The 16,666-nt window shown below is 40.3% G+C and carries 23 protein-coding genes; 17 read left to right on the top strand and 6 right to left on the bottom strand.

The window, feature by feature from the left end; genetic code table 11:
- Nucleotides 1–105: 105 nt before the first annotated feature.
- The 3 genes from MOJ78_RS07585 to tatC all read left to right on the top strand — a co-directional run bounded on the left by MOJ78_RS07585 (nt 106) and on the right by tatC (nt 2,834).
- Nucleotides 106–1,725 (top strand): PhoX family protein, encoded by a 1,620-nt coding sequence (locus MOJ78_RS07585; protein WP_370529811.1) that lies wholly within the window; start codon nt 106–108, stop codon nt 1,723–1,725.
- A gap of 16 nt (nt 1,726–1,741) precedes the next feature.
- Nucleotides 1,742–1,924: a twin-arginine translocase TatA/TatE family subunit gene (gene tatA, locus MOJ78_RS07590; RefSeq protein WP_304980586.1), complete on the top strand. Its 183-nt coding sequence runs from the start codon at nt 1,742–1,744 to the stop codon at nt 1,922–1,924.
- Nucleotides 1,925–2,102: 178 nt separating this feature from the next.
- On the top strand, nt 2,103–2,834 hold the full coding sequence (gene tatC, locus MOJ78_RS07595) for a twin-arginine translocase subunit TatC (protein ID WP_304980587.1): 732 nt from the start codon (nt 2,103–2,105) through the stop codon (nt 2,832–2,834).
- 176 nt (nt 2,835–3,010) lie between these two features.
- On the opposite strand, the gene MOJ78_RS07600 is transcribed toward tatC, so the two are convergent.
- Both MOJ78_RS07600 and MOJ78_RS07605 read right to left on the bottom strand, forming a co-directional pair.
- Nucleotides 3,011–3,367: a hypothetical protein gene (locus MOJ78_RS07600; RefSeq protein WP_304980588.1), complete on the bottom strand. Its 357-nt coding sequence runs from the start codon at nt 3,365–3,367 to the stop codon at nt 3,011–3,013.
- A gap of 166 nt (nt 3,368–3,533) precedes the next feature.
- Nucleotides 3,534–4,028: a hypothetical protein gene (locus MOJ78_RS07605; RefSeq protein ID WP_304980589.1), complete on the bottom strand. Its 495-nt coding sequence runs from the start codon at nt 4,026–4,028 to the stop codon at nt 3,534–3,536.
- Nucleotides 4,029–4,395: 367 nt separating this feature from the next.
- Between MOJ78_RS07605 and MOJ78_RS07610 the strand changes: the two genes are divergently transcribed.
- Both MOJ78_RS07610 and MOJ78_RS07615 read left to right on the top strand, forming a co-directional pair.
- Complete coding sequence (locus MOJ78_RS07610) at nt 4,396–4,569, top strand: hypothetical protein (RefSeq protein WP_304980590.1); 174 nt, start codon at nt 4,396–4,398, stop codon at nt 4,567–4,569.
- A gap of 13 nt (nt 4,570–4,582) precedes the next feature.
- On the top strand, nt 4,583–5,647 hold the full coding sequence (locus MOJ78_RS07615; protein ID WP_304980591.1) for a S66 family peptidase: 1,065 nt from the start codon (nt 4,583–4,585) through the stop codon (nt 5,645–5,647).
- A gap of 128 nt (nt 5,648–5,775) precedes the next feature.
- Here MOJ78_RS07615 and MOJ78_RS07620 read toward each other — a convergent pair whose 3' ends face one another.
- Nucleotides 5,776–6,357: a biotin transporter BioY gene (locus MOJ78_RS07620; protein ID WP_304980592.1), complete on the bottom strand. Its 582-nt coding sequence runs from the start codon at nt 6,355–6,357 to the stop codon at nt 5,776–5,778.
- Nucleotides 6,358–6,567: 210 nt separating this feature from the next.
- Between MOJ78_RS07620 and MOJ78_RS07625 the strand changes: the two genes are divergently transcribed.
- Complete coding sequence (locus MOJ78_RS07625) at nt 6,568–7,845, top strand: L-cysteine desulfidase family protein (RefSeq protein ID WP_304980593.1); 1,278 nt, start codon at nt 6,568–6,570, stop codon at nt 7,843–7,845.
- Between the two features lie 34 nt (nt 7,846–7,879).
- Here the strand turns inward: MOJ78_RS07625 and MOJ78_RS07630 are convergent, their stop codons facing one another.
- Both MOJ78_RS07630 and MOJ78_RS07635 read right to left on the bottom strand, forming a co-directional pair.
- On the bottom strand, nt 7,880–8,452 hold the full coding sequence (locus MOJ78_RS07630; protein WP_304980594.1) for an LOG family protein: 573 nt from the start codon (nt 8,450–8,452) through the stop codon (nt 7,880–7,882).
- 22 nt (nt 8,453–8,474) lie between these two features.
- Nucleotides 8,475–8,933: an 8-oxo-dGTP diphosphatase gene (locus MOJ78_RS07635; RefSeq protein WP_304981203.1), complete on the bottom strand. Its 459-nt coding sequence runs from the start codon at nt 8,931–8,933 to the stop codon at nt 8,475–8,477.
- A 190-nt stretch (nt 8,934–9,123) separates the two neighbouring features.
- Between MOJ78_RS07635 and MOJ78_RS07640 the strand changes: the two genes are divergently transcribed.
- The 5 genes from MOJ78_RS07640 to MOJ78_RS07660 all read left to right on the top strand — a co-directional run bounded on the left by MOJ78_RS07640 (nt 9,124) and on the right by MOJ78_RS07660 (nt 12,304).
- Nucleotides 9,124–9,690, top strand: coding sequence for a beta-class carbonic anhydrase (locus tag MOJ78_RS07640; RefSeq protein WP_304980595.1), 567 nt, complete (start codon nt 9,124–9,126; stop codon nt 9,688–9,690).
- The gene (locus MOJ78_RS07645; protein ID WP_304980596.1) at nt 9,680–10,288 is read left to right on the top strand and encodes a hypothetical protein; all 609 of its coding nucleotides are present in this window, start codon (nt 9,680–9,682) and stop codon (nt 10,286–10,288) included. Before MOJ78_RS07640 ends, MOJ78_RS07645 begins: the two co-directional genes overlap by 11 nt.
- Nucleotides 10,289–10,464: 176 nt before the next feature.
- A complete protein-coding gene (locus MOJ78_RS07650; protein WP_304980597.1) occupies nt 10,465–10,671 on the top strand; it encodes a short-chain dehydrogenase in 207 nt (68 codons plus the stop codon).
- 88 nt (nt 10,672–10,759) lie between these two features.
- Nucleotides 10,760–11,551, top strand: a complete 792-nt coding sequence (locus MOJ78_RS07655; protein WP_304980598.1) for an SDR family NAD(P)-dependent oxidoreductase — start codon at nt 10,760–10,762, stop codon at nt 11,549–11,551.
- A 186-nt stretch (nt 11,552–11,737) separates the two neighbouring features.
- Nucleotides 11,738–12,304 carry a YhcN/YlaJ family sporulation lipoprotein gene (locus MOJ78_RS07660; protein WP_304980599.1) on the top strand — a complete coding sequence of 189 codons (567 nt, stop codon included), beginning with the start codon at nt 11,738–11,740 and terminating at the stop codon, nt 12,302–12,304.
- A gap of 239 nt (nt 12,305–12,543) precedes the next feature.
- Here the strand turns inward: MOJ78_RS07660 and MOJ78_RS07665 are convergent, their stop codons facing one another.
- A complete protein-coding gene (locus MOJ78_RS07665) occupies nt 12,544–13,551 on the bottom strand; it encodes an LLM class flavin-dependent oxidoreductase (RefSeq protein ID WP_304980600.1) in 1,008 nt (335 codons plus the stop codon).
- Nucleotides 13,552–13,709: 158 nt separating this feature from the next.
- Here MOJ78_RS07665 and MOJ78_RS07670 point away from each other — a divergent pair, with 158 nt between their 5' ends.
- From MOJ78_RS07670 to MOJ78_RS07695, 6 genes are all read left to right on the top strand, one after another.
- Entirely contained in the window at nt 13,710–14,249 is a 540-nt protein-coding gene (locus MOJ78_RS07670) for an AAA family ATPase (RefSeq protein ID WP_304980601.1), read from the top strand.
- Nucleotides 14,221–14,655, top strand: coding sequence for a hypothetical protein (locus tag MOJ78_RS07675; protein ID WP_304980602.1), 435 nt, complete (start codon nt 14,221–14,223; stop codon nt 14,653–14,655). Before MOJ78_RS07670 ends, MOJ78_RS07675 begins: the two co-directional genes overlap by 29 nt.
- A complete protein-coding gene (locus MOJ78_RS07680) occupies nt 14,645–15,193 on the top strand; it encodes a GNAT family N-acetyltransferase (protein WP_304980603.1) in 549 nt (182 codons plus the stop codon). Before MOJ78_RS07675 ends, MOJ78_RS07680 begins: the two co-directional genes overlap by 11 nt.
- A 218-nt stretch (nt 15,194–15,411) precedes the next feature.
- The gene (locus tag MOJ78_RS07685; RefSeq protein ID WP_304980604.1) at nt 15,412–15,999 is read left to right on the top strand and encodes a competence protein ComK; all 588 of its coding nucleotides are present in this window, start codon (nt 15,412–15,414) and stop codon (nt 15,997–15,999) included.
- Between the two features lie 61 nt (nt 16,000–16,060).
- Entirely contained in the window at nt 16,061–16,207 is a 147-nt protein-coding gene (locus MOJ78_RS07690) for a hypothetical protein (RefSeq protein WP_304980605.1), read from the top strand.
- 90 nt (nt 16,208–16,297) lie between these two features.
- Nucleotides 16,298–16,627 carry a hypothetical protein gene (locus MOJ78_RS07695; protein ID WP_304980606.1) on the top strand — a complete coding sequence of 110 codons (330 nt, stop codon included), beginning with the start codon at nt 16,298–16,300 and terminating at the stop codon, nt 16,625–16,627.
- The last annotated feature ends 39 nt before the right edge of the window (nt 16,628–16,666 follow it).

The following is a 16,666-nucleotide window of genomic DNA, read 5'->3' on the forward strand; positions in this document are numbered from 1 at the left end:
TGCAATTCCGGCAAACTTAACGTCCGCTCAACACCAAGTTTACATCTCCACATTAACATGAAGGTTGTAAATACCAAAAAGGAGTGGATGAGATTGTCAACGAAAATGGATCGGAAAAAATTCCTGACTTATGTAGGTACTGGGACGGTTGCACTTGCGGCTGCAAGTACCGGATTGGATGGAATCGCAGATAAAGTTGGTGCGAAAGGGAACTTCCATAAACCGATGAAAAAAACCCCGAAGTACGGACCATTAAAGTTCAAGCCGATTGAGCCTACCAGCAAGGACGATCTTGTTTTACCAAAAGGTTATCAATACAACGTAATTGCAGCTTACGGTGATAAAATCAATCCGAAAGGCGAAACATTCGGGTATAACAATGACTATACACTCTATTTTCCAATTAAAAGTGACATAAGCGAAGAACGCGGGCTTTTGTGGGTAAACCACGAATATGTAGAAGACTTGTTTGTTTTCGGTAAAAAAATAAAAGGAGACTATAACGCTTCTCAAATCCAGACGGTCCTTTACAATCAAGGTGGATCAATTATCGAAGTAGTAAATGGAAAAGGTGGTTGGGAGTTAGATCCGGCTTCAACTCATGCTAGACGTGTAACTGGTCTGACACCGATACAATTAACAGGTCCAGCAAAGAATTCTAAGGCTGTCGGAAATGTTTCAACTGTTCAAGGGACATTCGCAAATTGCTCCGGAGGTAAAACGCTTTGGAACACTCTTTTAACATGTGAAGAAAACTTTGAATATACCGCAGGTGCGGCAAATCTAAACGAAACACATTACGGATGGGCAGTCGAAGTCGACCCATTTGATGCGAATTTTGCAGTCCGTAAGCATACATCACTTGGCAGGTTCAATCACGAAAATACATGTATGGGACTTGCTAAGAATGGACGAGTTGTCGTCTATATGGGCGACGATAAAAAGGATGCTTGTGTATACAAGTTTGTAAGTGAAGGGAAATTTGATCCCCATGCTGGTAAAAAGAATTCAAAACTGCTAGAAGCGGGAACATTGTACGTTGCGAGCTTCAAAAAAGGTGCCTGGTTGCCTCTTACAGTTGGAGCAGTAAGAGAAGCAGCTGCAGATGACAAGGAAGTGCTGGAAAAGTTCCAAGCGCAGGCGGATGTAGTAGTAAATGCACATGAAGCAGCAATCCTGATTGGCGGTACACCGACTGACCGTCCAGAAGACGTTGAAATCAGCCCATTTGACGGGACAATCTATGTGGCTCATACGAATAATGACCGACACGGAAACATGCATGGTCATATTACTAGATTTTTTGAAAAAGATGATGACCACGGATCCCTTGAATTCCAATTTGCGATTTTTGCGGCAGGCGGGATCCAAAGCGGGTTCAGTGCACCTGATAACCTTACATTTGACGAGGACGGGAACCTGTGGACTGTTACCGATATTTCAAGCAGTAAGCTGAACACTACTATCTGGAAGCCATTTGGTAATAACGGGATGTTCGTTATTCCCACTCATGGAAAAGAGCAAGGAGTTGCATTCCAGTTTGCTTCAGCACCAAACGAAGCAGAATTGACTGGACCTTGTTTCACACCGGATGAAAAAACTCTGTTCCTTTCAGTACAGCATCCAGGGGAAAACACCGAGAATCTTGCAAATCCGCATAGTGTTTGGCCACATCGTCGAGATAATATGCCGCGACCAGGCGTCGTAGCGATTACAGGATTTTAAGAGAGGAGAATGATTAATGCCATTCAACATCGGAATTCCAGGATTGATTTTAATCCTGATCATTGCGCTCGTGATCTTTGGTCCAGCAAAGCTTCCAGAAATCGGACGAGCATTCGGCAATACGCTTAAGGAATTTAAAAATGCTACAAAGGATCTCGTATCCTCAAATGACGACAATGTAAAAGAAAAGAAAAATTGAATGATGCGGGAGAAAAGAGGATACCCTCTTTTCTTCTTTTGCACGTTTAGAAAGTATAAAAATACTTTCTAGAGTACAAGTGCAAGGGCCTTTAGGGCTAAGGCTCTGCCCGTGCCAAGGGTTGGATTTGGCAAGTATTCTATGTGAAATGTATTTTGCGAAGAAGGGAGCTTTGATAATGGATCAAGAGACAGAGTTGGTCGAACACCTTGATGAATTAAGGAAACGTGTTCTTATCGTTGGTACCAGCTTTCTTGCGTTCTTCATCTTGGGATTTGTATTTGTTGAGCAAATCTATCAGTGGTTAGTGAAGGACTTGGATTCAAAGCTCGCATTGTTGGGTCCAACCGATATTTTGTGGATCTATTTTAAAATTGCAGGTGTTGTTGCAATGGCATTTACGATTCCAATGGCTGCTTATCATACTTGGAAATTTGTTTTACCTGCAATAGAAGAAAGGCAGCGTAAAGCTACGCTAATGTTGATTCCAGCATTATTCCTACTGTTTGTGTCGGGAATCGGTTTTGGGTATGCAATCGTATTTCCGACTGTTCTCAGCTTTTTACAAAAGATATCGAACGAAGGCTTCCAACTTTTTTATACGACGGAAAAATATTTCAATTTCTTGTTTCAAATGACCATTCCCTTTGGGTTGCTTTTCGAAATGCCCGTCGTCATCCTGTTCCTGACAGTGCTGGGAATCTTAAATCCGGCACGGCTGAAAAAGTCGCGAAAAATCTGTTATTTCGTATTCACTATATTGGCCGTCATGTTGACGCCTCCGGACTTTTTTTCTGATATTCTCGTACTTATGTGCTTAATCATCCTATTTGAGGTCAGCATTACGCTATCGGGATTCGTGTACCGTAAGAAAAACGAAAAAGCGAAAGCCTGGGACTTCACTAGTTAACTCGAACAGATGGTGGAATGGACACACCATTCTCCCTCTGTTTTTTATAAACGTTTACTACGTACATACGTAAATCGAATTAGACAATAAAGTCAGTTTTATGTTTAATCCTCCAAAATGATATATAGATGTATACGGAGCACTTGGTTTAACAATAAAAATCCCTGCTCCGCAGTTTAACCGCGTCTAGATTTGTGATTGAAAGCTGCCGGCTTCCTGAAAAAATCGAATGGGTTAGGTTTGTCAGGATTCTTGACATTTCTTTTGCGTTGCTGGGGTTGTAATACCCGTACTTTTTCATTTAGCTGTGGGTGATTTTGAGCGTTTGAATCATTCGATAAATAATTTACGCCCCGCTCATCACCGAGAAGTTTATCTAGCTTGATCAGCATTTCTTCAAATTGTGTATCACTTAATTGACCAGATGCATTCATAAAACACGCATATGCATAAGCTAGAGCCGATGTATCTACATTAACCTGAACATCTACATCTGAATTTCCGCCATAATGTACAGCTTCATTTCTATCCAAGTAAAACCCTCCATAAAAAAATTTGAAAAATGGGGTTGACCGATATGAGATCAGCCCCATAGGTGTAATATTGATCCATGGTACAGTGTACTACATCCAAGTTGCTGTTTTTATTAAAGCTGGCTTGTATTAACCTTAATTACCTTAATTGCAATTTTTAAGAATTTTAACCATTACCAAGTATTGAACCAGTCGTCATCATGGTGTTTTTTCTTTTTGCAATCCCAGCAGTCACAGTCATGGTCATGCTCTTTTTTCTTTTTGTTTTTTTTCTTCCCCGAGCTGTAATCAAATTTCTTCTCACTGGAGTACCAGTCGTAACTAGAGTCATTATAGAATTTCTTTTTGTTTCCAGAGCTTTTTTTGCAATCGCAGTCATGGTCTCTTTTCTTGCCAGAGCTCTTTTTGCAATCGCAGTCATGGTCTCTTTTCTTGCCAGAGCTCTTTTTGCAATCGCGGTCATGGTCTCTTTTCTTGCCAGAGCTTTTTTTGCAATCGCAGTCATGGTCTCTTTTCTTGCCAGAGCTTTTTTTGCGATCGCAGTCATGGTCTCTTTTCTTGCCAGAGCTATGCTTTTTCTTACCCGGACCATGATGTTTTTTCTTTGGACCGTGATGTTTTTTCTTTTTCTTACCAGAGCTTCGTTTGCAATCACAGTCATGGTCATCCTTCTTGCCAGAGCTTTTTTTACAACCGCAGTCGTGATCTTTTCTGGAAAAAATATGCTCGATGTCTTTTCCCATCATAAATCACCTCCTTCTCAAGGTGATACTAAATAATATGCCTGTAAGAACTCATTGGTGTGGACAAGTAAATCATAGATTGAAAATTGGCACATTTTTTGATTGTAAAGACATGGAAACTAGTGTAATGTATATGGAAATCTTTCTTATGTCTGAGTGTGAAACAGAACGAATTTATAAACTCGGAAGTAAAGTGCAAACTTCTTTGAGGTGAATTAATGTGCTAGGATGGTGATGAAATGGAGGGAAATTTCCTTTATGGTAGTCATATTAGATTAAGAGAATTTGAGGAAAAAGATTGGGTTGCTGTTCATTGCTATGCAATTGACAAGGTTAGTCGCTTCCAACGGTGGGGACCGAGCACACCCAAGCAATCTCGGGATTTTTGTGAGTGATATTTTAGTTGAGAAAAATGCAACCCCCTGGACACGGTATGCATTCGCTGTTATTAAAGAATGAATGGGAAAAATAAATGAGTAGTTTGAAGGAACTTAGTGAAAGGGTGGTTGTTTTGTTATATCCGAAACCGTTAACAAAAGGCGACGTAATTGGCATTGTTGCTACTTCATCAGGGGTGACTGGTGTATTTCGAAATAAACTGGACAATGCGATCAAGCAAATTGAGGATCTAGGCTATCAATGTTTGGAGAGTCCATCGGCCCGGTCTAACGAAAAATTAACGAGTGCTTCACCTAAACAAAGGGCAGAAGAGTTTTTGGAGCTTTACCATAACGATCAAGTAAAGGCGATTGTACCGCCGTGGGGAGGACATTTTCTCATGGATATGCTCCCGTATCTTGATTTTGAAGCACTTCGGAAAGTGCACCCTAAATGGGTACTAGGATTCTCTGATACTAGCACATTATTATTTTCATTGACCTTAAAAGCTGGAGTTGCTTCTGCTCATGGACCGAATGCTTTGGATTTTGGAAGTTCTCCAGTTGATCCTTCAGTCCTTCAATCTTTAAGAGTTCTTGGCACTTCAACTGGAGAGCTTTTCGAGCAAACGAACCTTGACTCTTTTCAATCGGAGTGGTCGAAGGTAACTGAAGACGTTTTCCCTCCCTACAATTTGACTGAAAAAGTGGAATGGAAGCTGCTTTCGGGTGAGACAGAAACAAATTTTAGTGGCAGATTGCTCGGAGGTTGTTTAGATACGATTTGCAAATTGATCGGTACCCCGTACGCACCAGTTTCTCAGTTCCTCGAAAAGTATAAAGAGGACGGAGTGATTTGGTATCTAGAGAGTGACGATATGAATTCCACTGATATATACCGGACGCTATGGCAAATGAAAATGAATGGATGGTTTGAAAATTGCAGAGGGTTCTTGTTTGGAAGGCCTACCGGTTATGAGGATATAGGGGATTTTATACTAGAAGATGCATATAAAAATCCACTATCAGATTCTAAAGTTCCGATTGTTTATGATGTAGATTTGGGTCACATGCCACCGCAATTAACGTTCATTAATGGCGCTTATGCAGAGGTTTCCTATGAAAATGGAAGAGGAAGGATAAAACAAACCTTTAAATAATATGTATTAAAGCATGTTATTATATAAGATTATCAAGCTCCAAAAAAAACGATTATATATCCCCAGGTGACTCAGGTTGCCCGGGGATAATAACGTTTAATGACAAAGCGGCCACTATTCGACTGTAATTACGCAGCTGGTTTATTTGAGAAAGAACGTGTAGATTTCGATAGTGTTCGGTACAAACGCGGCGCGATCAATCCAGCGCATACCGATAAGAGGATGTCTTTCGGTAGTGGAGCAAGCATCCAAGCCCATGCCATTTCATAAGTAAATCCTTCTGGAGCCGCAGCCCATAGTTTCATCGCAACATACATCCAGTTCGTTCCTACTCCATAGTTAATCACCATTCCGACTAATGCCGCAACGATGAACATCTTCTTGCTGGACTTCGCCTCGATCATTTTTCCACATACATAAGCTACCAAAATAAAAGATAAGATAAATCCGAATGTGGGCTTGAACGTCACGCCTAACCCGCCGGATAGCTGGGCGAAAACGGGTGCACCAGCCAATCCAATCATTGTGTATACCGCCATTGAAATCGCACCGAGACGACTTCCGAGAATCAGACCAGCTAATATACAGAAAAAAGTTTGTAATGTAATCGGCACACTTCCAATAACAAGAAGGGAAGTCAGGTTGGCACCAATCGTCATCAGTGCTGCAAATACTGCTGCAAGAGTAATGTCAATCGTTTTGAGTTTCATAATCATAAGCCTCCAATCAGTGTTGTCTATAAGAAGAATATCGGAAACTATGATTATATGTCAACTTAAATTTTAATAAGGTTAACATAAATATCTATCGATAACATAAAAACAATTCACATTCATTTATTATGTGTAAAAATATTTACAAAATGTTTTGGCAAGGTTGTGATAAACTAAATTCAGGATAAACTCGGAGGGGGCGCCACCATGAGAGAACAATCAATATTGGATTTACTTCAGAAAGAACTCGTTGTAGCTGTTGGTTGTACTGAGCCGGTCGCAATCGCACTAGCTTCAGCAACGGCCAAAAAATATATTACCGATCAGGTTCAAAACGTAGAAGTTTTGGCGAGTGGGAACGTGATCAAAAATGCAAAGTCTGTTGGAATTCCAGGAACGAAGACAACTGGCTTAGACTTTGCAGCAGCGCTCGGAATCGTTGCAGGTGATGCTTCAAAACAACTTGAGGTTTTGGCAGATGCAACTTCTAAGGATGAGGAAAATGCTCTCAAGCTCCTTTCTGAAAAAAAGGTAACGGTTTCGCTTGCAGATTCATCTACTAAACTCTTTATCGAAATCAAACTCTATGGTGAGAATGAGTATTCAAGAGTCATTATTTCGGAAGATCACACGAATATCAGTTTAATTGAGGTAAATGGCGAAACTATCTATGAACAAGAGTCAGTAAGCAAAAAAAAGGATGATACCACCAATACAGACGAATCGTCGCTCACGATTGACTCGATTTTCGAATTTGTAAAAGAAGTAGATGTTAAACACTTGGCACTTGTTCAGAAAAGTATTGAGTTGAATTTCGCCATTGGGGAGGAAGGGCTTAAGAACGAGTATGGCCTCAATGTTGGCAAGACGATTCAGGAGAATGTCAAAAAAGGCATCCTTTCTGATGATCTGGTCAGTTATTCAATGTCATTAGCATCTGCAGGTTCTGATGCAAGGATGGCAGGTTCATTGAGTCCAGTAATGGCAAATTCGGGAAGTGGGAATCAAGGGATTGCAGTTACTTTACCGGTCGTAGCGGTTGGCAAAAAGCTCGGCGTCGATAAGGAAACGATGCTTCGAGCCGTGACGCTGAGTCATCTTATCACGATCCATATAAAGGAAAAGTTCGGCCGCCTGTCTGCATTGTGCGGGGTTACAGCGGCGGGCATGGGAGCGAGCGGAGCAATCGTCTATCTGCTTGGCGGTGAGCTTCCTCACGTAAAAGCTGCTGTTCAAAATACGATCGGAAACGTATCTGGGATGATTTGCGATGGGGCGAAAGCCGGGTGCGCGATGAAGGTTTCAACGTGTACCAGTGCCGCCGTCCAATCAGCAATAATGGCTTTGAACAACAAGGAAATACAGTCGACTGATGGTTTTATCCATGACGATGTTGAAAAAAGTATTGAGAACTTTTGCAGGCTTGGAAACGAAGGTACAAATGAAACAGATAAGCTTGTGTTAAAAATGATGCTAGAAAAATAAGAGGAGACGGATATCATCCGTTTCCTCTCATTTTCTATGTCCATTTGTCAAAGGCTTTCATTTCAAGCTTTTCAAGCTGTTGTAAAAGTTGATCGGCTTGATCCTCGATAATCGTTTGTTCGAGGTGTTCTTTTTGCACAAAACCTTCCGAATGCATATGAGTCAGCAATTCGTAAAGAGGATCGTAATAATGTTCGATATTGAACAGCCCAAGTGGCTTCGTATGATAGCCTAACTGGTTCCATGTCATTACTTCAAACATTTCTTCCATCGTTCCGATTCCGCCTGGCAGTGCAATGAACGCATCCGCTAATTCATACATTTTCGCCTTCCGTTCATGCATTGTATCAACGACAATCAAATCGGTCAGCTCCAAATGCTGAACACGATCATTGATCTTATGAGGGATGATTCCCGTCGCTTTGCCGTTATTTGTCATGACTGCATGTGCGAGTACGCCCATCAGTCCTGAATTTCCGCCACCATAGACGAGTTCAATATCATTTTTCGCAAGCAATGCACCGAGTTGTTTTACATTCTTTTTATATGATTCACTTGAACCAAAGCTTGACCCGCAAAAAACACAAATTCGCTTGAATACGTTCAAAAAAATCCCTCCTTTTTCAAATTCAGCCGACTTTTCGGATCACTTCTTTATGTGGTTTACTCTCGAAGTCTTTTAAATGGATTGAGATTTCAAACGTGCCATCTTCAAAGAATAGGGGAAGACGGCGTTTGAACCAGGATTGCATCGGCAGTTCGTATGCTTCATCTAAGGTGACCCACCGCAATTCTCCTTCTGGAGGCCTTTCAAGTAGCGTGCCATCAAATTTTGTCGTTAAATAATTAAAGACCATATAGCGATAATTTTCGTCTTGCAATATGTACTCGTCCACGCCTTTATAGCACAAATCCTTTGGTTCGACCTCAAGTCCCGTTTCTTCATAAACCTCACGGGCAGCCCCTTCAGCAAAGCTTTCACCGAGTTCGATTTTTCCGCCAGGTCCAAGATATCCTGGGAATCCATTTTCTTTCGGCCGGTTTAAAAGTAGGATACGTTCATTTTCGGTGTCATAAACAATAACCATTGATAAAATTGATGCATGTATCTTTTTCAAATGATATTCCTCCTCTATTTCTACTGACCATTCTACATGATTATTCGTCTCGATTCGCTATTTTTAAAGTTAAGAATTCGTATCAGTCTTGAAAACTTATCAAAAGCCTTGTTGTTTTGATATAGTTAAGAAGAATAAATTCAAATGGAGGAATCAGAGTATGCCATTATTAAATGAGATTCTAAACTATAATCATTCATTTGTAGAAGAAAAAAGTTATGAAGCCTATCAAACCACAAAATTTCCGGATAAGCGGATGGTTGTTGTTTCATGTATGGACACCCGGCTTGTTGAATTATTACCGAGAGCGATGAACCTCCGAAATGGTGACTTTAAATTGATAAAAAATGCTGGGGCAGTCATTTCTCATCCTTTTGGAAGTGTGATGAGAAGTATTTTGGTCGCTGTCTATGAACTTCAGGCAGATGAGGTTTTCGTAATCGGTCATCATCAATGTGGAATGAGCAGTGTTGATCCGACGAAACTAATCGAGAAATTTAAAGAAAGAGGCATTCCTGAAAATACGATTGATACACTGAAATACTCAGGTATTCAGATTGAAAAATGGTTGGAAGGCTTTGATAGTGTCGAGGAAAGTGTGGATAACAGCGTTGAAGTCGTCCGTCAACATCCATTGATGCCAGCTGATGTTCCAGTTCATGGACTTGTTATTTCTCCTGAAACAGGGAAACTCGATCTCGTTAAGGACGGTTATAATGCAGAGTGACGATGCGCAAAGAAAGGGGAATTCCTTTTTCATACGTACAGAAGCCCATTTTACACTTAATTTCCTAGTATATATTCACAACATATTTTTGAATCAACGTTCTTCAGAGGCGGATCGTTTTCCATATTGGTCATATGATGTAAAGTTCGTTGAAGAAGGGACTTTTCAGATCGCTTTTAACGAAAAATGGAATTATCTGATCGGGCAATTAGCGGAACAACCAAAAAATGATCAACTCATTTTTTACGAAAATAGCGAGTTTTTTTATAAAGGGTTGTTTCAGGAAACTAAGGAAAATGAAGCACAATTTATCGAGATTAAGCAGTCCTTTTTAATTTGGTGGAAGAGCTTTGCTGGTTGTTTTGTAATAGAACGGACAATTGATAATCATTTGCATGAGAAGGTGTATCAAAGCCTGACCGCTGCAGTGATTCAATCCGGGAAAGAACTTAAAGGAGAATTACAGATTAGTCTCGTTTACGACAAAGTCCATTTTGCAGTTGAATCTGAACATTCCTATTTTGCAGTGCTTCCGATTTCGGATTTTTATTTAAGTAAAAACGATTTACTAGATCGTTTACAAAATTGTATCAATTAATGCTGTGGGCATAGCTCTTTTGGGAGTGTTGCCCTTTTTTAATGGGAGTTAAAATAACAGGTTTATTCATTTGGGAAGTAATAGAAGGTGATAAAATACCAATGGCGAAAATAATAGAAGGTGAATTGATTTTAACCGATATAAAAAGAGGTTGTGTTAAATAGGAGGTACTAAAAATGTATAGAAAAGGCTTAATCCGGTTGGGGTTGCTACTAGTCGGATCCATTTTTTTGTTTTTAGCAGTAGGAAATATATTAAAGACTAACGATGGATCAGTTTCATACTTTTTGAGTCTGATTTCAACACATCTTATTCTTTCAAAAAATGAGTGGATCATTGACTTTATAGAACTACTTTATGAAAACAGTAATAGGGAACAATAAATTTAGTAAATCAACAATATTGTTCGTCCTCCAAACGATAAAAAGAAGTTGTTTATAAGCTTCTGTTAAATAGTGAAAGGAGAACAAAATGAATATCAACCTTAAAGGAAAGAACGCAGTTATAACAGGTTCTACCACTGGGATTGGATTTGCGATTGCAGAATCGCTCAGCTCTGCTGGTGCAAGTGTTTTAGTCAATGGTAAGTCTGAGATCAATGTAGAGGAAGCTGTGGATCAGTTGCAGGCGACAAATCCTACTGGAGAGGTTACAGGAGTTGTAGCGGACCTAGGCGATCCATCAGGTGTTCAAAAAGTGATTGAGCATTGGGCTGAAGCGGATATCCTTGTCAATAACCTCGGATTATTCGAAGTTAAGCCCTTTTTTGAAATAAGTGATGAGGACTGGGAGGAATACTTCCAGGTTAATGTAATGGCGGCAATTCGCTTAACTCGTCACTATGCAAAAAGAATGGTCGATAACGGGTGGGGAAGAGTTCTATTTAATTCCAGTACGGTTTCGGGTTTTTTTGAGGGTGAAATGGTTCATTTCGGAGCAACGAAAGCAGCGTTATTGGCGACCTCGCGCGGATTGGCAGAAAGCTTAGCTGGCACGGGGGTTACCGTTAATGCATTCCTTCCCGGTCCAACAAAAACCGAACGTGTCGGTGAGTTTGTTGAAGGTTTAGCTCGTGAATCTGATACAACCGTTAAGGAGATGGAAGAGAAGATGTTCGCTGGATTACCTTCTTCCCTTTTAAAAAGGTTCATTGAGCCGAGAGAGGTCGCGAACCTTGTAACTTTTCTTGCATCAGAGGAGGCATCGGCAATAACAGGTGCTGCAATGCGAGCAGACGGAGGAATCGTTCGCTCACTGCTTTAAAATCAAAATTTAAAGAATTACGGGAAGGCTTTTCTAATAATCATTGGTATTCCGGTCATGTCAGCAGTGTTATTGGATGCTTGCGGAGCGCTATAATCTAATTGTAAAAAATATTAAATCCTAAGCGTGTATAATTTCCTGAATTTTACTCAATCTAATTGTGAATAAACCTTAGGAGGTATACACATGAAAGGCAATTGGATAAAAAAGCAAACGAAGTTATTTGTATTGTCCGGAGTACTTCTTTTACCACTAGTTGCTTGTAATGCAAACGGTGGCGATAACGGGGATGCAGGAAACGGAGTGGAAACACAGGATTTAAATAACGTTAATGAAAATGACAACGGTCTGATTGACGAAAATGGTAACGGGAATAACAATGCCAACGGGACCAACAACGGCAATGGAAATGACCGTTATGAAGTAGCCGATGATGCTGCTAAAAAGGTAGCCGACCTCCCTGAAGTAAGCGATGCCAACGTACTGGTAACAGATGAAAATGCTTACGTTGCAGCTCAACTTAGAAATAATGAAGGTGGAGAAGGAGAAATTACACGAGAGATCAAACGTAAAATCTCTGAACAGGTGAAGGCAGTCGATCGGGATATCAACAATGTATACGTTTCAGCGAATCCGGATTTTGTAGACCGGGTCAATGATTATGTTACGCGTGTAGGACAAGGCGAACCGGTTGAAGGATTTGGCGAAGAATTTGGAGAAATGATCCAACGTATTTTCCCGAACGTGGAGTAAACATTCCATATTAAATGAAAAGCGAGTGATGTTATGATGCATCACTCGCTTTTTGTTGTTTCAATATAGTGAGATTCAGGACGTTTTTACTATGCGTGGGCGAATAATCGGATTCCGTGGCCGGATTATCCAATTAAAGGAAAGAATGAATGTCCAAAATGATGGGGTTCAGGTATAGTAATCTTACTTGTGGATTAAAAAACCTGAGTAGAGCTCAAAAATGCTCTCCTCTCAGGCTATTATTTAAGTAGTTCTTTCGCAACAAGCTCGAACGACTTCAATTTTTCCCCGAAATCATACGTGATGGTAACCAGCATGATTTCGTCTGTTTGATAATCATCACTTATTTGAAGCAGACGCTCCTTGACTTTAGTTGGTGTGCCAACGACCATCCGCTTTCGGTTTTCATGGATTCGTCGTTTATCATATGGACTATATTGATAGGCTGCGGCTTTCTCAGGGCTTGGTGTTCCGTTCGACCTCATTCCTTGTTCAATCATCAATAGTGATAAATCAATACTGGATGCGATCCGTTCGGCCTCATCCTCCGTTTCTGCACAAATCACAAAAACTGCTGCCATATTTTTCGGCTTGGATAAAAGTGTTGACGATCTAAAATGTTCCCGATAAAGCCGGGTATACTCCGGTCCGCCTTCTCCATTGATGAACTGGGCGAACGTGTAGGGCAGACCTTTTTCCGCAGCTAATAATGCACTAGATGGACTTGATCCCAAAACCCAAACGTCAGGACTTGTCTGAAGGTTTGGTGTCGCTTTTAACCCTGAAAAACGATGTCCCTTTTCAAGGTTATCGGACAAATAGCCGAGTAAGTCGTCGATTTGTTCTGGGAATTCCTCTACAGTTCTTTTAGACTTCCCTTCATTCAAAGCCATCGTTGCGATCGGCATTCCACCTGGTGCTCTCCCTAATCCCAGGTCGATTCTTCCAGGATTCAGTCCTTCAAGCACTCTGAAATTTTCCGCTACTTTATACGGGCTGTAGTGAGGAAGCATGACCCCTCCTGAACCTACCCGGATTTCACTCGTACGTGAAGCCAAATGTGCAATTAATACTTCTGGAGAAGAACCGGCTAAGCTATTCGTATCATGGTGCTCCGATACCCAAAAACGTTCAAATCCAAGTTCTTCCACGTATTGCGCAAGCTTCACTGTATTGGATAGTGCTTCTTCTGATGTCATCCCTTCAGCAATCGGGGATTGATCAAGCACACTTAATTTTATAGTCAAAAGGTACATCTCCTTATATAGAGTTTGTCTATTCCATTATTATCAAACTTGAAAATGAAAATGTCCATCAACTTGCATATGGTTTGAAAATATTCAAAGGATTGAAGATGGCAAATGGAGAAATTTAAAAGGGGGAAATAAGGAGAGGAAGAGGAACAATGCAACAGCTTTATAAAATTCATATTATCGGCTCAGTAGGGAGCGGGAAGTCAACACTCGGTCGTATTCTTTCAAATGAATTACATATTCCGCATTATGAGCTTGATAACATCGTTTGGAGACGTGGACCTGATGGAGATATTCGCAACACCCCAGAACAACGGGATGAGCAGTTACATCAAATCGTCCAATCTGATAAATGGATTGTCGAAGGCGTTCATCACGAATGGGTCACAAGTAGTTTTGAACGTGCAGATCTGATCGTTTTCGTCGATATACCGGTATGGAAAAGGAACATTCGGATTTTGAAACGTTTCATTAAGCAGAGATTGAAGATTGAAAAAGCAAATTATAAACCAACGCTTCATATGCTGATGAAGATGTACAAATGGAACTATCAATACGAATGCGATCATAAACCTGAAATTTTCACGAAGCTGCACCGTCACAATAATAAGCTAAAACTTGTACGGCAAAATGATTTGAATGCAATCATAGAAGGGGAGTTTTATGAACAACGAGCTATTAAAAAACTTTGATCAATTTTTTCAGAAGTATCAAACAAATTGGGGAAACGGATTCTTGAGCGGAATAAGAGAAGTGCTTTCACCCGAATTTTCTGCCAGGGAGATTTATCGTTCTGAGGATAACTATAAGATACAGGACTATGGTTACTCAGAATCAGTAGAGGGATGGAGGCAAGCATTTGACAATTTTTCAGATAAAAAGGTAGAGTGGCAGTTTGTAGAGGAAACAAAAATGCAGCTTAGGGATGATGAAGTGTTGGTCATGTTCTGGGTATGGCCGGTCATAAACGGTAAAGATCCACTAACGGCACATCTTTATACCAATACGTTTAAAAAACAGAAGGAGTGGACGTTACTTCGAAGCTATATTGAAGCAAGTGTACCAATTTCAGATAGGGGGAACGGAAATGTTATTTAAAGGAGCTACCATAAACCTTCGAAAAATGTCTCAGCAAGACAAGGTTGATTACCAACGCTGGAATAACGATATGGAACTTGCGCCAATGGTCAATCCATTCATCGACCTCCAATCAGCGGAAGAGATTGACGAATATTTCCAGAACATACATGATAAGTCTCGTAAAAACTATATCATTGAGCATATTGTTGACGAAAAGGCGATTGGGTATTTAGGTCTATTCAATATCAATCACTATCATAAGAACACCGAATGTTATATAGCGGTTTGTGAAAAAAGCTACCATGGACAAGGGGTTGGATACGAGGCGATGCAGCTTTTGATGGAATACGTTTTTCGAGAAATGAACATGCATAGACTAGCATTACGGGTTTTTGCTGAAAATGAACGGGCAATTCGGTTGTATGAAAAGCTCGGGTTCAAAAAAGAAGGATACTTTCGAGATACGAGATTCCATAACGGTGGGTGGCAAAGCTCATATATCATGGCAATCCTGCAGCATGAGTATCAATCGGATCGTACTTCATCAAAGAATTAGGCTATTTAAAGTACGATATTTCGTTATTTTCCCCTAATGAAATGAACACTTCCCCACCCGGGAACTTTAATAAATCGATAATTTGGTTGAAATTTTAAAAAATTATACATTTTCAAATTATTATATGGTACGATTATCCTATCACGTGAAAAGGGGGTTGCAGGACGGTGTGCTTTCAACTTAGACCTTCATAACTATCATTTTTTGGAGGGGAAGTTATGACGAAAGAATATCGGACAGTACCGGAATATTTAATCAATGCTGACACGATGGTTATTTTGCCACACTTCGATCAGCATGGAAACCTTTATTCAGTAGTTTGTGAGGTAGGCAGGCGATTTTATGTAAAACAAAAGCCTTGGGAGATTATCAATAACAGCTGTTTGTTCAATGGTTCAAGCTTCCAAGGACGGGTGGAAGGTGCGATCCACATTACAAAGTATAATCGAATGGTACCGATTATGATTTGCAACAGGCAAGGGATCTACTTTTTTCCAACACAATCATCGAAAAGCGAGACGTGCATCTGGTTTGCCCATGATCATATAAAAGCCATCATCGCAATAGATTCAGAGTCTTGTGAAGTATTTTTAAGTAGTAGAATGCGTGTGCCGATCAATTCAACGAAAGCGGTTATTGAAACAAAGGTAAACCGAACTGCGCAGTATCGTCATCTAGTAAATCAACGTGAATCTTCCTGGCAACCACATCGTTTTCCATTGGATCTGAGTGATCATCAGCATTTGACTTTGGAAAGAAGCGGTGCTTATTCCTTTAATAAGAAAGATCCGGAATTCCAGCTCTAGATGTTTTTCTATATGATCCTAAAGTGCTTTTTAACAATACATACATAACAGGGGTAGAGGGTTGGAATCGGTTGAAGGCTGGCGGAAGGAACCACCAGCATATCTAGAAGATACTAAATGGCAGCTGTTAATTGCGACAGCTGTCATTCCATTTTTCAAAACTTGTCCAGAAAGAGAGGTTTTTTGGACAATCACATTCATTTTTTAGGATGAAGTGTCCATAAAAAGAGATTTGCGGGACAACCCCCCCTATATTTTAGGAGGATTTATCCTGAAGAACTGATAGGAGGATAGTAACATGAAGGTGATCACCCTTTGCGGTTCAACCCGTTTCAAAAATGAATTTCGGAAGGTTGAGGAAGCATTGACGTTAGTAGGAAATGCTGTCATCAGTCTCGGTTTTTTCGATAAAAGTGACAACATTCCGATAACCAAGGCACAGGAGGAGATGTTCGCAGAAATCCATTTTAAGAAAATTGATTTAGCCGATGAAATTTTCGTCATTGATGTAAATGGATATATTGGTGAAAGTACTGCAAACGAAATCAAGTATGCAATACAGCATGGGAAAGCAGTTAGATATTATTCCAAAAGTAAGTTAGCACTTGAGGAGAAGAACAATTTGTAACGAAATCTCATATTAAAACCACCTTTAAACGTGATTAAC

The sequence above is a fragment of the Alkalihalobacillus sp. AL-G genome, from assembly GCF_030643805.1.
Classification (GTDB): domain Bacteria; phylum Bacillota; class Bacilli; order Bacillales; family Fictibacillaceae; genus Pseudalkalibacillus.

Bases quoted from the DNA above. Each gene is read 5' to 3' on its own strand.
- MOJ78_RS07585 (WP_370529811.1), top strand. From the start codon at position 106: ATGGATCGGAAAAAATTCCTGACTTATGTAGGTACTGGGACGGTTGCA.
- tatA (WP_304980586.1), top strand. From the start codon at position 1,742: ATGCCATTCAACATCGGAATTCCAGGATTGATTTTAATCCTGATCATT.
- tatC (WP_304980587.1), top strand. From the start codon at position 2,103: ATGGATCAAGAGACAGAGTTGGTCGAACACCTTGATGAATTAAGGAAA.
- MOJ78_RS07605 (WP_304980589.1), bottom strand. From the start codon at position 4,028: ATGACTGTGATTGCAAACGAAGCTCTGGTAAGAAAAAGAAAAAACATC.
- MOJ78_RS07615 (WP_304980591.1), top strand. From the start codon at position 4,583: ATGAGTAGTTTGAAGGAACTTAGTGAAAGGGTGGTTGTTTTGTTATAT.
- MOJ78_RS07620 (WP_304980592.1), bottom strand. From the start codon at position 6,357: ATGAAACTCAAAACGATTGACATTACTCTTGCAGCAGTATTTGCAGCA.
- MOJ78_RS07625 (WP_304980593.1), top strand. From the start codon at position 6,568: ATGAGAGAACAATCAATATTGGATTTACTTCAGAAAGAACTCGTTGTA.
- MOJ78_RS07635 (WP_304981203.1), bottom strand. From the start codon at position 8,933: ATGGTTATTGTTTATGACACCGAAAATGAACGTATCCTACTTTTAAAC.
- MOJ78_RS07640 (WP_304980595.1), top strand. From the start codon at position 9,124: ATGCCATTATTAAATGAGATTCTAAACTATAATCATTCATTTGTAGAA.
- MOJ78_RS07645 (WP_304980596.1), top strand. From the start codon at position 9,680: ATGCAGAGTGACGATGCGCAAAGAAAGGGGAATTCCTTTTTCATACGT.
- MOJ78_RS07650 (WP_304980597.1), top strand. From the start codon at position 10,465: ATGTATAGAAAAGGCTTAATCCGGTTGGGGTTGCTACTAGTCGGATCC.
- MOJ78_RS07655 (WP_304980598.1), top strand. From the start codon at position 10,760: ATGAATATCAACCTTAAAGGAAAGAACGCAGTTATAACAGGTTCTACC.
- MOJ78_RS07660 (WP_304980599.1), top strand. From the start codon at position 11,738: ATGAAAGGCAATTGGATAAAAAAGCAAACGAAGTTATTTGTATTGTCC.
- MOJ78_RS07670 (WP_304980601.1), top strand. From the start codon at position 13,710: ATGCAACAGCTTTATAAAATTCATATTATCGGCTCAGTAGGGAGCGGG.
- MOJ78_RS07675 (WP_304980602.1), top strand. From the start codon at position 14,221: ATGAACAACGAGCTATTAAAAAACTTTGATCAATTTTTTCAGAAGTAT.
- MOJ78_RS07680 (WP_304980603.1), top strand. From the start codon at position 14,645: ATGTTATTTAAAGGAGCTACCATAAACCTTCGAAAAATGTCTCAGCAA.
- MOJ78_RS07685 (WP_304980604.1), top strand. From the start codon at position 15,412: ATGACGAAAGAATATCGGACAGTACCGGAATATTTAATCAATGCTGAC.
- MOJ78_RS07695 (WP_304980606.1), top strand. From the start codon at position 16,298: ATGAAGGTGATCACCCTTTGCGGTTCAACCCGTTTCAAAAATGAATTT.